Raw genomic sequence first — 14,128 nt, forward strand, 5'->3', positions numbered from 1 at the left:
GACATCCCCTTGTTCAACTTCATGGGCAATGTCTCGCGCTACGTCATTAGTGGTATTGCATTCCTTTTTGTACTCAATACGTTCGGCGTGCAGACGACAGCTGTTGTTGCAATCATCGGTGCCGCCGGTCTTGCGATTGGCTTGGCGCTGCAAGGGACGCTTTCGAACGTCGCGGCAGGCGTGATGATTGTATTTTTTCGACCCATCAAGATTGGCGATTTTGTCGAAGTAAACGGCCAGATGGGCACCGTCAAAGACATCACGCTGAACTATATAGAGCTGGCAGCCGTCAGCAATGTGCAGATCATCATTCCCAATGCGCAAGTCTGGGGAAACACGATTATCAATTACTCCAGCTATGACACGCGCCGCGCGGAATGGATCTTTGGCGTGGGGTACGGTGCGAACCTTAAAGTAGCAGAAGACACGATCCGCACGACAATCATGGCCGACCCGCGCGCCAAAACCGATCCGGAGCCGTTTATTCAGGTCAACAACCTTGGTGACAGTTCCGTTGATTTTCTGGTGCGCGTTTGGTGCGACAGCGCCGATTTCTTTGCGTTTCAGGCAGATATGAAACGGCAAGTCAAAGAAGCATTGGATGCCGCAGGTGTGGATATTCCCTTCCCCACGCAAACTGTTGTTCACGTGCAGGGTTAAGTCATGAAGGCCATCACCTATTCCGCCTTTGGTGCCGCCGCAGATGTGTTGCAATTGGTTGACGTCCCAATACCGCGGCCGCAGGCCGGTGAGGTTCTGGTCAAGCTTGCAACCTCCGGCGTGAACCCGTCGGATATCCGAGCACGGGCGGGCGGCAGACCGGGTGTGACCAAACCACCCTTCCCGACAATCATTCCCCATAGCGACGGCGCAGGTGTCATCGCGGCGGTCGGTGAAGCCATCGACCCTGTTCGGATCGGCGAAAGGGTGTGGATCTGGAACGGTCAATGGCAACGCGCTTTTGGTACAGCGGCAGAGTATATCGCACTCCCTTCAGAACAGGCCGCGCGATTGCCGGACACTGTTTCTTTCACGCAAGGCGCCGTTCTTGGTATTCCGGCGCTGACTGCCGTGCATACAGTCTTGGGCGTGGGATCTGTGGCAGGTAAGACAGTTCTTGTCAGCGGCGGCGGCGGCACTGTGGGCTATCTGGCCGTTCAGGTTGCTGCGGCATCCGGTGCGACGGTCATTACGACGTGCGGGAATGATGCAGATCAGCAGGCTGCGCTTGCGGCTGGCGCACATGCTGCGCTGAATTATCGCTCTGAGGCCTTGGTGGCGGATATTCTGGAGGCGTCGGGCGGTGCATCCATTGATCTTGCGGTGGAAGTTGAGTTTGGGCAGAACATTGAGGTGCTGACACAGGTGATCCGCGATGGCGGGCGTATTGTGGCTTATGGGTCTGCCAAAGAGATGAGCCCAACGCTGCCGTTTTATCCGTTGATGTTCAAAGCCGTGTCGATTGATTTGGCCCTGATATACCTTTTGGACGAGGTGCAGCGGGCGACTGCGGTGGGGCATCTCACTGAGCTATTGAGGCGGGATGCCTTGGATCTCCGCATTGCCGAAACCTTGCCGTTGGAGGACTGCGCCAAAGCGCATGATATGGTCGCGGCGGGCGCCCGGACAGGTGCAGTGATCCTGGAGATATAAAAAGGGCGACATCGCTGCCGCCCAACTTCATCTACACCATTTGGTCCAACAGGTTTTCACCGCCTGAAATTTCACATTCGCTACGGCTGGTCTCGGGATTGATGACCGTCACGACACCATCTACCACAACCATCGCATAGCGCTTGGAGCGTTCAAAAAAGCCGACCGCGGGCGCGCTGAAATTCATGCCGATTGCCGTAGTGTATTTGCTTTCTGGATCACCAAGCGTGGTAATCCCTGCCGCGGCTGCACCCGTGTGCTCTTCCCAATGTGCCAACACAAACGGGTCGTTAACTGCCAAACAGATGATTTCATCGACGCCCTTTGCCTTGAACGCCTCTGCGGTGCGAATGAAACTGGGCACATGCGCGGTCGTACAGGTGCCGGTGTATGCACCGGGCAAACCAAAAATCACAACCTTCCGGCCCGCTAGCTTATCTTTCAGCTCAACGGACGCGGGGCCATCATCACCCATGTAAAGCAATGTGGCATTGGGGAGTGTATCACCTGTCGTGATTGTCATATCAGTTGTCCTTGTTGGGAATTGTTTCCGTCTTTGGGTGATATAGAGTGAACCTACAAAAGAACCAGACCGTAGAGGGTGAAGTTTATGTCCCATGTTGTCGTTGTCGGCGCTGGCCAAGCGGGTGCCTCTTTGGTGGCCAAGCTGCGGCAAGTGGGTTTTGACGGTAAAATTACCTTGATTGGCGGAGAAAAGGTCCCGCCTTATCAACGTCCTCCGCTATCCAAGGCCTATCTTTTGGGTGAAATGGCGCAAGAACGCCTCTACCTGCGTCCGGAAGAGTTTTATGCCGACAACAATATTTTCCTACGGCTGGGGACATGGGTCCGTGAGGTCGATCCTGCGGCCAAGACAATTACATTCAGCGATGGTGAGCAGATCGCCTATGATGAGCTGGCGCTGACGATCGGGGCTGTGCCGCGTAAATTGCCTGCTGCAATCGGGGGTGATCTTGAAGGCGTCTTCGCGGTCCGCGATCTGACAGATGCAGACGCCATGGCGCCGGCATTTACAGCAGGCAAACGCGTGCTGATTATTGGCGGCGGCTATATCGGGTTGGAAGCCGCGGCGGTTGCTTCCAAACTGGGTCTGGAAGTCACATTGGTTGAGATGGCTGACCGCATCCTGCAGCGCGTCGCTGCGGCTGAAACGTCCGACTATTTTCGCGCCTTGCACATGGAACATGGTGTGACGATCCGCGAAGGCGTGGGACTAGATTGTTTGCTGGGACAGAACCACGTCACAGGCGCGCGTCTGACTGACGGAACAGAGATTGAGATCGACTTTGCTGTGGTCGGCGTCGGTATCGCCCCTGCGACAATCCTTGCCGAAACAGCACATATCAAAGTGGGAAACGGGATTGAGACGGATGCGCACGGGCGCACCTCCGATCCGCATATATGGGCCGCCGGGGACTGCGCGAGCTGCCTGTTTCATGGCGAAAGGATCAGGCTGGAAAGTGTCGGCAATGCCATTGACCAAGCAGAAACCGTCGCGCGCAACATTGCGGGCGAAGACATCCCATATGTGCCAAAGCCGTGGTTCTGGTCGGATCAATACGACTGCAAACTACAAATTGCAGGTCTGAATAGTGGCTACACGGATGTATATGTCCGCAAAGGAGACGCCGCTGGCGTACAATCGCACTGGTACTATAAAGGCGACCAGCTACTGGCCGTGGACGCAATGAACGACCCACGCAATTACATGATCGGCAAGCGCCTGATCGAAGCAGGCCGCAGCCCTGACCCGGCCCTTGTCACCGATCCGGCCACCGACATGAAAGCCTTGCTGAAACCGTGAGGATCATCGCAGGCACCCATCGCGGTACAGCGCTTGCTGCGGTCGGCAAAGGCGACGCGGGAGCGCATCTGCGCCCGACGACCGACCGGGTGCGCGAAAGCTTGTTCAATGTGCTGCAAGGGGGGCGCTTTGGTGATCCGATCACTGGCGCACATGTGCTGGATCTCTTTGCTGGAACGGGCGCGCTTGGGCTTGAAGCGCTGTCGCGTGGTGCTGCACATGTCACATTTGTCGACAATGGGCGGCCTGCACAAAAGCTGATCCGCGAGAATGTCGCGAAGTTACGCAGGCAAGACGACGCCGCGTTGATTGGCGCAGATAGTACGAAGCTGCCGGTTGGAACAGCCTGCAATCTCATCTTTCTTGACCCACCCTACGGCAAGCACTTTGGGGGGCGCGCGCTCACCTCTGCACTGCAGAACGGCTGGATCGCTGACAATGCCCTGATCGTTTGGGAAGAAAACCAGCCACAGATTGCACCTGCGGGATTTACCGCGCTGGATCAGCGCAGATACGGTGACAGCTGGGTGACTTTCCTGTGCCGCCAAGCGTGATTTGCGCGATCACATGCGCGAAGCTATTCTGATGATATGACCGACGCGACTGACTTTTCCACGCTGCCGCACATTGCCCGCGATCAATCGGCATCAATGCCCCTGCCAGCACCTGTACCTTTTGGCGCGCCAGTCCTGATCTCGGACTGTGTGAACTCTTTGGCGGGCGAAACCCTGCTCAGCCTTCTATGGAAGCGCATGGACAGGCAGGCAGACAGCGACACCTAGAGAATACGCGCGGGGGCAATCCACCACGCCGGGTATGTGTCTGCCATGACATCAGCCACCGCCTGAGCCGTTGCCAAATCCTGCACCAATGCAAAACAAGTGGCGCCTGAGCCGGACATCCCCGCAAAGGCGACCTGCGGGAGAGCCTCGAACGCTTTGATCGTTGCCGCCACCTCCGGCGCAATTTCCAAGGCGGGAGATTGCAGATCATTGCGTTGGGCGTGAAGCCAGTGCGCGAATGCTGCGAAATCCAAGCCTTCCGGCATATCGTCCATCGGTGCGCCGTCCTTGTTGGTCAAACCGGCGAAAACCGCCCCCGTTGGCACGTCCACAGGCGGGCGGATCAGGACCAAAGCACAGTCAGGCAAGGGCGACACCGGATCAAGAATTTCACCGATCCCGCGCATCCGCACAGGGTTAGGGCCGCGCATACACACCGGAACATCTGCGCCCAAAGCAAGCACCTCGGGCGCGGTATCTTCCAATGGATCGACATCCCAGAGCGCCGCAACCATTTTTAATGTTGCCGCCGCATCAGAAGAACCGCTACCGATCCCCGCAGCATGGGGCAAAACCTTCTCCAGCGTCAGGGCTGCACCGGCATGGCCACCGCGACGCGCCCGCAAGAGCTCGGCCGCGCGTATGATTAGGTTGGTGTCATTCAACGGGACACCAGCTGCAAAGGGACCATGAACCAATAGCGTTGTGTCAGTGGCGGTCGTCGCTGTGAGCACATCACAGACATCGGCAAAGACAACCAGACTATCCAGCAAATGGTAGCCGTCAGCCCGTTGTCCGGTCACATGCAGCGTCAGGTTCACCTTCGCTGGCGCTTGAGCCTCAATCTTCACTGGCGACGCGCAAGGCTGCGGCACCTTCGGCCAAAAGCACCGCATCGAGACCAAGCGCAAGCTTGTCACGGATACGTGCGGCTTCCTCTTCTTCGGGATCAAAAGACAAGGCACGTTGCCACTGAAAAGCCGCCTCTATTTCGCGCCCTACAGCCCAGAGCGCATCACCAAGATGATCGTTTATGATCGGATCAAGTGGCTCAAGCGATGCGGCGCGTTCAAGCTGCAGGACAGCTTCGTCGTAGCGACCAAGCTGGAAGTACACCCAGCCAAGGCTGTCAACAATCGCGCCACTATCAGGACGCGCATCTGCCGCAGTTTCAATCATCGCCAGCGCTTCGGCCATCTGCTCACCCCGCTCCACCAGCGAATAGCCCAGATAGTTCAGGACCTGCGGCTGGTCTGGTTGCAAAGACAGTGCGGCGCGGAAATCAGCCTCAGCAGCGGACCATTCGTCAAGCTGATGATTGGCAATGCCGCGTGTAAAATAGACAAACCACTTTCCAGGGCTATCGTCCTTGTAAAGCTCCAATGCGCGTGTGTAAGCAACTTTGGCCGCGTCAAAGCGATCGACCCTGCGCAAGTTGTCACCTTTGGCCGCCCAAACCTCCGCCCGATCGGGGTGGGTCCGCGTCAGCGCATCCAGCACTTCGATTGCCGCATCAGGCTTTTCTGCCGCCGAAAGGACCTCTGCCCGGCCCAGCTCTGCCGCAAGAAATGCCGGATCATCAGGGGCAACCTTGCTGAAGGTTTCATTGGCGAGGTCGTATTGCCCAAGGCTTTCCAGGAGCCGCGCTGTGGTCAAGATTGCTTGCGTCTCCTCAGGCGCGAAATACATGGCGCCGCGAGCGTAGAGCAACGTGAAATCGTCGGGGGCATCACCTTGCAGAATGCTCGCCACGAGCAAATAAAGGTCTGCCATACCCTGCGCTGGCGTGCGCACAGCACTGTAGGCCACCGATTTCCCGTCCGAGAGCTGATTGCGTAAGACCGTCAGGCCCGGGTCAAGTTGTCCCCCGAAAACGCGGTCCATCAAGGCGCCCGCTTCATCATTCTTTTCGAGCTGGCTAAGAATTTGCGCATAACCGATGACACTTTGGCGGCTGAAGCGCAGGCCGGGGTTGTCACGAAAGACCGCCTCTGCCGCTTCGAAATCGCCGACTGATGCAAGCGCATAGGCCTTATGTATGAGCCCGTAATTGGCCATGCCTTCGGTCGCGATGACCTCTTCAAAGGCGGCAAAAGCAACGGGCAAATCACCGTCCCCCATCAACGACCAAGCCCGCGTCAGCCCGTCGACCAAAGGCGAAATACTGCGTCCTGCGTCCAGGCCATTCAGAACGCCTGTCCAATTGCCCGCCTTGATGTCGACCATCGTCGCCGTAAGCGCCCCGATCAGATTGTCATACCCATCAGCATTCATTGCGTCCGCAATGGTTCCGGCCTGCTCAATCTGACCCAGTGCGATCATCGCGCGCATCGCATTTTCCATCAGCACTTCATTTGTCGGATCAGCAAAAAGCGCCTTGGAATAATATTGTACGCTTGCCGCAAAGTCTTTTGTCTGATCGGCCTGTCGCGCTGCCAGATAAGCACCAGCATTTGGTCCCGCAAAAACGGGTGCTGCTGCGCCGATCAGACATGTCAAACTGGCCGCCGTTAGTGCACGTTTCAACACTTCCATGATCTACCTTGCTCAAATACTCAGCGCCAGTGTAACGAGATGGGAGGGCAGGTGTAAATCACACAAAGCCGTGACAAAATAACGGCGATGTCGCAGCTGTTCCGGTCGCAAAAATCAAGCGATTTCCGATCGCCAAACAGACAAATGGACAGGCCACCCGGCCCGTCCGCTTGCCCTGCCAATACTGCTCGCACGCGCCTATTAAATATGGCGCTTCACGTTAACAGCGACCTTAAACGAATCGGTGATTCGCAGTCAACCCACTGATTCGCTTTCGGCTCAACTTGTTGGGGCGTAGATGCGGCATTGCGGATCAATCGGGATCGGGCTGACAAGGAAGGGCGTCTCGGGCGGCATTCCGCTTTCTTCGATCCAGCGGCCATCGACGCAGAAGTCCTGCGCATAATTGCCAAGGTTGAAGCCAAACCCCGGCACCCCGCAGTCATTTGCATCGCCATTCGCGTTCCACGCCTGACTGATCCCTAGGCCCAATTCACCGGGCGTCAGGAAAGCTCGTCGGGCCGGGTCGTAGTTCAGAAACCAGCTGTCATCCGTATCCCGCGTCGCCATATCCCATTTACCCAGCAGACGCCCATCTCTGTAGCCCGCGATCCTAAAAAGGGTCACATCGTTCTGCGTAACGATCGGTTTATTGAGCGCGGTCGGCTCAATCGACATTTGCCCCGTCATGGTGAACCCGTTTGACCCCTGCCAACAAAAGTAGAATTCCGCCGCAGCGGTTTGCGTCGCCATCAGCGACAGCGCAAATGTCGCGAGCCGGATCATGTGCTGTTCTCGCGCATGACATGCCCGGCAAGATAGAGAGAGCCGCAGATCAATATCCGCGCGTTGGGGTCTTTTGCGGTGATCGCGGTGATCGCATCCTGCACAGTGTCCGCGACCCCCGCCGTCAGCCCGACCGCCGCAGCCTGTGCGGCAGTGCGCTTTGCAGGGATGGTGTTTTTTTCGCCGGGAATTGAAACGGCCGTCAGCGTCTCAGCAACTTTGGCAAGCGCGGACAGATAACCACCGACATCCTTGGTGTTCAACATTCCGCAAATCAGATGTGTCGGTCGCTTTGGCAGGGCTTGCAGTGTATCTGCCAGCGCTCTGCCCGCCGCCGGATTATGACCGCCATCGAGCCAAATCTCTGCCGGTGCCGCCATCTCGACCAAGGGCCCGGTGGTCAGCTTTTCCATGCGCGCGGGCCAATATGCACGGGTCACCGCCGCTTCGCAGGCCGCCTCATCCTTGCCCAGCGCACGCAATGCGGCAATTGCGGCACCTGCGTTGGTCACCTGATGCGGCCCTGGCAAATTGGGTAATGGTAAATCCAGCAATCCGGTTTCATCCTGAAAGATCAGCCGGTCGCGTTCGACACCGACGTGCCAGTGTTGGCCATATGCAAGCAACGGTGCGCCAACTGCCGCCGCCTGTGCTTCGATCACCTCCATGCCCTCGTCATGCTGCGGGCCAACGACGCAGGCCACACCGCGTTTGAGAATTCCTGCCTTTTCACCCGCAATTGCGCCAATCGTGTCGCCAAGGAACTGCTGGTGATCCATGTCAACCGGCGTGATGATCGTGAGCGCCGGGTCTGAAATCACATTCGTGGCGTCCAAACGCCCGCCCAAACCTACTTCCAGCAAAGTAAAGTCGGCCGGCGTTTGCGCAAATGCCATTAGACCCGCCACCGTCGTGATCTCAAAATAGGTGATAGGATCCGTCCCGTTGGCCTTGTAGCAACTCTCAAGAACGTCAGTGAGCCTGTCTTCCGCAATCAACGTGCCCGCCAAACGAATGCGTTCGTGGAAGCGCGCCAGATGCGGCGAGGTATAGGCGTGAACCGCGTGCCCGTTGGCCTCCAAGCCGGCGCGGATCATCGCTTGCGTCGAACCCTTGCCGTTGGTGCCTGCGACATGAATGACAGGCGGCAGCCGGTCCTGCGGGTTGCCCACGGCGCCAAGCAAGCGCCACACACGATCCAAAGTCAGGTCGATGACCTTGGGGTGCAAGGCCATCATCCGGTCAAGGATCACGTCGGATGTCTGGGTCACTTGGCCTCCGCCTGAGCGAGTTCTTCAGATGCGTCAGATGTGATTTCCGGTGCAGGCAGGTCACCTTTGACAGGGGCGCTTTGCTTCGTCAGCAGGCGCACGATCGTGACCAGCTCATCCTTGAGATCGGTACGCTTTGTCACCCGATCCAGCATACCATGGTCAAGCAGATATTCGGCACGCTGGAAGCCCTCGGGCAGTTTCTCACCAATGGTTTGCTCAATCACGCGGGCCCCGGCGAAGCCAATCAACGCGTTGGGTTCTGCAATCTGCACATCACCCAGCATCGCATAGGACGCGGTCACCCCCCCAGTGGTCGGGTGGGTCAGAACCACAATATAAGGCAGTCCCGCCTCTTTGAGCATCTGCACAGCAATCGTCGTCCGCGGCATTTGCATCAGGCCAAGGATGCCTTCTTGCATCCGCGCGCCACCTGCTGCCGAAAACAGGATCAATGGACGCTTGAGCGCTATCGCCCGTTCGGCAGCCGCCACAATTGCGTTGCCGACATACATCGACATGGAGCCGCCCATAAAGGAGAAGTACTGCACCGCGACGACGACACCCGTGCGGCCCATTTCGCCTTCGGCCACGAGCATTGCATCCTTTTCGCCCGTCTTGCGGCGCGCATCCTTGATGCGGTCCGTGTACCGTTTTTGGTCGCGAAAATGCAGCGGATCAGCGACAGGGTCCGGCACATCGACTTCGGTAAAGACGCCGCCATCGAAAATAGTACTCAGACGATCACGCGCGCCGATGGCCATGTGGTGATCGCAATTGGTACAGACGTTCAGATTATCTGCCAACTCACGGTGGAAAAGCATCGTGCCGCAGTCGTCACATTTGGTCCAAAGATTCTCAGGCACTTCGCGGCGCGAAAACAGTGAATTGATCCGAGGGCGGACGTAGTTGGTGATCCAGTTCATGCGCAAACCTTTAGCGATGTTTCGCCAATGGGATATGACGCAGCGGCACGAATTGCAATCAGCGCCTTACAGCAATGCGCGCAGCAACCCACATGATCCAAACGGTCAATAACATGACAATCATCTGATAAATGGCCCACGGCGAAAGCAAGACCTCGGCGCCGTAGGCCGAAAGCGCAGGATCCTCATAAGGGTAAACAAAGAGCGCCAACCCCGAAACAGGCCAGCCCTCTACCGCAACCACAAGCAATGCAAAGACGTTGTTCATCAGATGCAAGCCGATTGCCGCCCCCAGATTGCCCGTGCGCGCGGTCAAATCAGCGCAGGCCAGCCCAAGTGCGGTCGCCCAAACTGCCCATATCACGCTCTCCGTGGTGCCATTTCCATTCCAATAGTGCAGCCCGCCGAACATCAAAGACGGGAAGACCATCCACGCGAGCCGGCTTTGTGATAAACACGCCAATTGCTGTTGCAGATAGCCCCGAAAGAAGATCTCTTCCGTACCGACCTGGATCAGAACGACCACCATCGTCAGCGGGATCAAAGCGAGCCAAACCGCGATATTGCGGACTTCCGCCAATTGGCTGCGATCGATCCACGGCGGGGCCAGCTCTATCATCAAAAGCCAAAAGCCCACCATGACAGCGACGCGGATCATGCCGACGGTTGCCTTGTCAGCAGGGCCGATCAACGACCAAAATCCACGCCGGTGCAGGAGTTTTACAAGGACAACAAAACCCCCCGCCGCGACACCGAAAGACCCAAATTGCGCCAAGGTGCCAAAGGCCGTGGTGCCTTCATAGAAGGCATCTTTCAAAGCCTCCCCCGGCAGCAAGAGCGCAAAGACGTTGGGGGACATATAAAAGACGATCTCAAACAGGAGGATCATCAAGATCACGCGCCACAGATCACGCGCCGCCCGGGCAGGCCGGATAAAGTCACGATGCGGGGCGTAGGGATCAGGCATAGCGGACCGTAGGACAGTGCGCGGGGACAGCCAAGGGCTTGCGCAGGGCCTGCCCACTAATTAGACCACTCCCAACAGTTTCCGCAGGAGAATAAGAACCATGCCCCAAGGCCGCGTTGATAAAACCAACCTCCCATCCCGCCACGTTACCGAAGGCCCCTCACGCGCGCCGCATCGGTCATATTTTTATGCAATGGGCCTTGATGAGGAAGCGATTGCGCAGCCATGGGTTGGCGTTGCAACCTGCTGGAATGAAGCGGCTCCTTGTAACATCTCTTTGAACCGTCAGGCCCAAGCCGTGAAGCTCGGCGTCAAAAAGGGGTCCGGCACCCCGCGCGAATTCACCACCATCACCGTCACCGACGGCATCGCGATGGGCCACGAAGGGATGCGGTCTTCGCTGGCGTCACGTGAAGCGATTGCGGACACCGTTGAGCTGACAATGCGCGGCCATTGCTATGACGCGATCGTAGGACTTGCCGGTTGCGACAAATCCCTGCCCGGCATGATGATGGCGATGGTGCGTTTGAACACGCCATCGGTCTTTATCTACGGCGGCTCCATTCTTCCGGGCCGCCTGGATGGCAAGGACGTCACCGTTCAGGACGTTTTTGAGGCCGTCGGCAAACACCAGGCCGGCAACATGTCCGACGCCGAGCTTGAAGTGCTTGAACGTGTGGCCTGCCCCTCTGCAGGCGCCTGTGGTGGTCAGTTCACGGCGAACACGATGGCGTGTGTATCTGAGGCCATTGGCCTTGCATTGATGAACTCCTCTGGCGCGCCAGCCCCATATGAGAGCCGCGACCAATATGGCATCGCCTCTGGCGAGGCGGTCATGAACCTGATCGCGAAGAACATCCGCGCCCGCGATATCGTCACGCGCAAATCGCTTGAGAACGCGGCCCGTATCGTCGCTTGCACGGGTGGATCCACCAATGCGGGCCTCCACCTGCCCGCGATCGCGCATGAAGCAGGTATTGATTTCGATCTGATGGATGTTTGCGAAATCTTCCGCGACACGCCCTATTTCGTCGACCTTAAGCCCGGCGGCCAATATGTTGCCAAGGACCTCTATGAAGCAGGCGGTGTTCCTGTCGTTCTCAAAGAGCTGCGCAAGGCAGGTCTGATCCACGAGGACTGCATGACAGCGTCTGGCCGCAGCATCGGCGAAGAGCTTGATATGATCCGTGGCAACGCAGACGGCAAAGTGATCTACCCTGTGGAGACCCCGCTGACACCAACCGGCGGTGTCGTCGGCCTGCAAGGGAACCTCGCGCCTGAGGGGGCAATTGTGAAGGTGGCTGGCATGGCCGAGCAAGAGCAGTCTTTCACTGGCCCCGCCCGCGTGTTTGAAAGCGAAGAACTTGCATTTGAAGCGGTAAAAGCGCGCCAATATGAAGAAGGCGAAGTCATCGTCATCCGCAACGAAGGTCCATCTGGTGGTCCCGGTATGCGCGAAATGCTCGCGACGACGGCGGCCCTGTCCGGACAAGGTATGGGCAAGAAGGTGGCTTTGATTACCGATGGGCGGTTCTCTGGTGCGACGCGCGGCTTCTGCGTTGGCCATGTTGGCCCGGAGGCGGCGCATGGTGGCCCTATTGGTCTGTTGGAAAACGGCGACATGATTACCATCAACGCCATTACAGGCGCACTGACGGTCGATCTGACAGATGATGAACTGGCCACCCGCAAAGTTAACTGGAGAGGCCCAAAGGAAACGATCTATGCATCGGGTGCCCTGTGGAAATACGCCCAACTTGTGGGCGGGGCACGTCTTGGCGCGGTCACGCACCCTGGCGCGCGCGCAGAAAAACACATCTATATGGACCTTTGATCTGATGAAACGCGCCAGCGCCGTCATGGTGGGCGTGTTGGCCGTCACGGCTTGCACCGCGCCCGTTTCAACGCGCACTGTCACATTGGGCGACGGCACAATCGCTGCGACATCACCGACAGGGTATTGCGTGGACACGGTCGCCAGCCAACCAAGCCGCGACTTCGCAGTGCTGGCCCCCTGCGCCACGCTGGGGGGCGGAATGATGCCGGACGTCGTCGGGATGGCGACCGTCCAGGTTGGCCCCGCAGACAGCGGTTCGATTGCGCTGGATGAGCTCGCCCTGCGGGATTTCCTGATTACCGATGCAGGCGCGCGGCTGCTAAGCCAAAGTGGCGATGCAGATGATATAACGATCCTGTCAACCCAGGCCTTCAGCAATCAGGTTATGGTCTATTTCGCGGATCGCGGCACGCCGCCGATCGCGGGGCTGCAATCTCAGGAATGGCGGGCGTTTCGCGAAGTAGATGGGCGTCTTGTTACCATCGGGGTGCGCGGCTTGGCCGCTTCACCATTGAAAGATGGTCCGGGTGCTGCCTTGCTCAAACAGATCATCGCGGGGGTGCGACCGACCGCACAACCGGACGACGGCGCGCAAACCGACGTCTAGGGTGTTCAGTTTCTGGGCGCGACCTGCGACACTGCGGCGATTCTGAGGACCGGCACGGCCATGATTTTTCCACCGCAAAGCATCATCGGGCGTTTCCTGCATCGCCGTGCGTTGGCGCGGTGGAAAAACGCGGCTCGGAACATCGACCGGCGCGACCTTGCCGCACTGGAGGTTGAAAGCAGGATGGCCAATCAAATCATGCGCGATGCCCGCAAATTCAAGCTGGCGGCCGATGATCGGCTGAATTCGCCCCCCATCAATTCCGAGACTTTTCCCCGCCCGCCCGGCACGGACTGGGCCTGGCGTCCGGAAGTTTGGCGCGCGCCTTTTCCCGGTGGAGGTATTGCGCCCGCGATGCCCAAGGACCGGATAACCAATGAGGTGGTCATTTTTCACGACTGCAAGACCGCAGAGGTTTGCCTGCGTCAATCGCGCAATATGCGTGAAATTGATCTTTCACCCTATTCATTTGACATAGAAATATTTCATTTTGATGGCTCCTATCTTTCTTTGGTGATTGAAATTCCGACGGAATCTTGCGAAGGCCTCCGCAAGCGGCACCTGATCCGGCTGGCCGCAATTATCGAAAAAGAGCGCCCCACGAAGATCTATGCGCGCCTGAATATCAAACATGGCCCGAACACCGAGCAAGTGCTTCTGACCCTGCCCGATACCCATGAGGAGACGATGGTCGAGTTTGATCTGGCGTATAGCCATCTCAATGAAAGGCGCGCCGAACGGATGTGGCTTGATCTGATGATTGAAGAACCCGCAATGAACAAAATCCGCATCCGGGACTTGACCCTGTCCCGCTACCCAAGGTCAGAAATTTAGTCCCATGAGCAACACCAAGATTATCAATGCGCAAATGCGGGCTGGCGTCTGGCAGGCGGAAATACCCGGCAATGCAACGGACCAGCCGGATATCAAAGTTTGTCT

The 14,128-nt window shown here is 57.8% G+C and carries 15 protein-coding genes; 8 read left to right on the forward strand and 7 right to left on the reverse strand.

The genetic code is table 11. The features are described 5' to 3' along the window. Nucleotides 1–660: mechanosensitive ion channel family protein (locus tag ACFDSS_RS09505; RefSeq protein ID WP_375255516.1), on the forward strand; the 660-nt coding region annotated here is incomplete at its 5' end. A gap of 3 nt (nt 661–663) precedes the next feature. Further along, nucleotides 664–1,653, forward strand: coding sequence for an NADPH:quinone reductase (locus ACFDSS_RS09510; RefSeq protein WP_375255517.1), 990 nt, complete (start codon nt 664–666; stop codon nt 1,651–1,653). A 31-nt stretch (nt 1,654–1,684) separates the two neighbouring features. Here ACFDSS_RS09510 and ACFDSS_RS09515 read toward each other — a convergent pair whose 3' ends face one another. Then, a complete protein-coding gene (locus ACFDSS_RS09515) occupies nt 1,685–2,176 on the reverse strand; it encodes a peroxiredoxin (protein WP_375255518.1) in 492 nt (163 codons plus the stop codon). A gap of 87 nt (nt 2,177–2,263) precedes the next feature. Here ACFDSS_RS09515 and ACFDSS_RS09520 point away from each other — a divergent pair, with 87 nt between their 5' ends. The 3 genes from ACFDSS_RS09520 to ACFDSS_RS09530 are packed head-to-tail and all read left to right on the forward strand — an operon-like array spanning nt 2,264 to nt 4,260. After that, the gene (locus ACFDSS_RS09520; protein ID WP_375255519.1) at nt 2,264–3,478 is read left to right on the forward strand and encodes an NAD(P)/FAD-dependent oxidoreductase; all 1,215 of its coding nucleotides are present in this window, start codon (nt 2,264–2,266) and stop codon (nt 3,476–3,478) included. Then, a complete protein-coding gene (rsmD, locus tag ACFDSS_RS09525; protein ID WP_375255520.1) occupies nt 3,475–4,032 on the forward strand; it encodes a 16S rRNA (guanine(966)-N(2))-methyltransferase RsmD in 558 nt (185 codons plus the stop codon). The genes ACFDSS_RS09520 and rsmD overlap by 4 nt, the downstream gene beginning before the upstream one ends. 36 nt (nt 4,033–4,068) lie before the next feature. Continuing rightward, the gene (locus ACFDSS_RS09530) at nt 4,069–4,260 is read left to right on the forward strand and encodes a hypothetical protein (protein ID WP_375255521.1); all 192 of its coding nucleotides are present in this window, start codon (nt 4,069–4,071) and stop codon (nt 4,258–4,260) included. Here ACFDSS_RS09530 and ACFDSS_RS09535 read toward each other — a convergent pair. The 6 genes from ACFDSS_RS09535 to ACFDSS_RS09560 all read right to left on the reverse strand — a co-directional run bounded on the left by ACFDSS_RS09535 (nt 4,257) and on the right by ACFDSS_RS09560 (nt 10,745). Next, the gene (locus ACFDSS_RS09535) at nt 4,257–5,156 is read right to left on the reverse strand and encodes a 4-(cytidine 5'-diphospho)-2-C-methyl-D-erythritol kinase (protein ID WP_375255530.1); all 900 of its coding nucleotides are present in this window, start codon (nt 5,154–5,156) and stop codon (nt 4,257–4,259) included. The two genes, ACFDSS_RS09530 and ACFDSS_RS09535, sit on opposite strands and share 4 nt — an antisense overlap. Next, a complete protein-coding gene (locus tag ACFDSS_RS09540; protein ID WP_375255522.1) occupies nt 5,101–6,786 on the reverse strand; it encodes a tetratricopeptide repeat protein in 1,686 nt (561 codons plus the stop codon). The genes ACFDSS_RS09535 and ACFDSS_RS09540 overlap by 56 nt, the downstream gene beginning before the upstream one ends. 288 nt (nt 6,787–7,074) lie before the next feature. Continuing rightward, on the reverse strand, nt 7,075–7,581 hold the full coding sequence (locus ACFDSS_RS09545) for a hypothetical protein (protein WP_375255523.1): 507 nt from the start codon (nt 7,579–7,581) through the stop codon (nt 7,075–7,077). After that, nucleotides 7,578–8,852 carry a bifunctional folylpolyglutamate synthase/dihydrofolate synthase gene (locus ACFDSS_RS09550; RefSeq protein WP_375255524.1) on the reverse strand — a complete coding sequence of 425 codons (1,275 nt, stop codon included), beginning with the start codon at nt 8,850–8,852 and terminating at the stop codon, nt 7,578–7,580. The genes ACFDSS_RS09545 and ACFDSS_RS09550 overlap by 4 nt, the downstream gene beginning before the upstream one ends. Next, the gene (accD, locus tag ACFDSS_RS09555) at nt 8,849–9,778 is read right to left on the reverse strand and encodes an acetyl-CoA carboxylase, carboxyltransferase subunit beta (RefSeq protein WP_375255525.1); all 930 of its coding nucleotides are present in this window, start codon (nt 9,776–9,778) and stop codon (nt 8,849–8,851) included. Before accD ends, ACFDSS_RS09550 begins: the two co-directional genes overlap by 4 nt. A gap of 58 nt (nt 9,779–9,836) precedes the next feature. Next, on the reverse strand, nt 9,837–10,745 hold the full coding sequence (locus ACFDSS_RS09560; protein ID WP_375255526.1) for a lysostaphin resistance A-like protein: 909 nt from the start codon (nt 10,743–10,745) through the stop codon (nt 9,837–9,839). A 100-nt stretch (nt 10,746–10,845) separates the two neighbouring features. Between ACFDSS_RS09560 and ilvD the strand changes: the two genes are divergently transcribed. The 3 genes from ilvD to ACFDSS_RS09575 are packed head-to-tail and all read left to right on the forward strand — an operon-like array spanning nt 10,846 to nt 14,023. Further along, the gene (gene ilvD, locus ACFDSS_RS09565) at nt 10,846–12,579 is read left to right on the forward strand and encodes a dihydroxy-acid dehydratase (RefSeq protein ID WP_375255527.1); all 1,734 of its coding nucleotides are present in this window, start codon (nt 10,846–10,848) and stop codon (nt 12,577–12,579) included. A gap of 4 nt (nt 12,580–12,583) precedes the next feature. Then, complete coding sequence (locus ACFDSS_RS09570; protein WP_375255528.1) at nt 12,584–13,189, forward strand: dihydroxy-acid dehydratase; 606 nt, start codon at nt 12,584–12,586, stop codon at nt 13,187–13,189. A 60-nt stretch (nt 13,190–13,249) separates the two neighbouring features. Beyond that, nucleotides 13,250–14,023: a DUF6478 family protein gene (locus ACFDSS_RS09575; protein ID WP_375255529.1), complete on the forward strand. Its 774-nt coding sequence runs from the start codon at nt 13,250–13,252 to the stop codon at nt 14,021–14,023. The last annotated feature ends 105 nt before the right edge of the window (nt 14,024–14,128 follow it).

The organism is Yoonia sp. (genome assembly GCF_042093035.1).
GTDB lineage: Bacteria > Pseudomonadota > Alphaproteobacteria > Rhodobacterales > Rhodobacteraceae > Yoonia.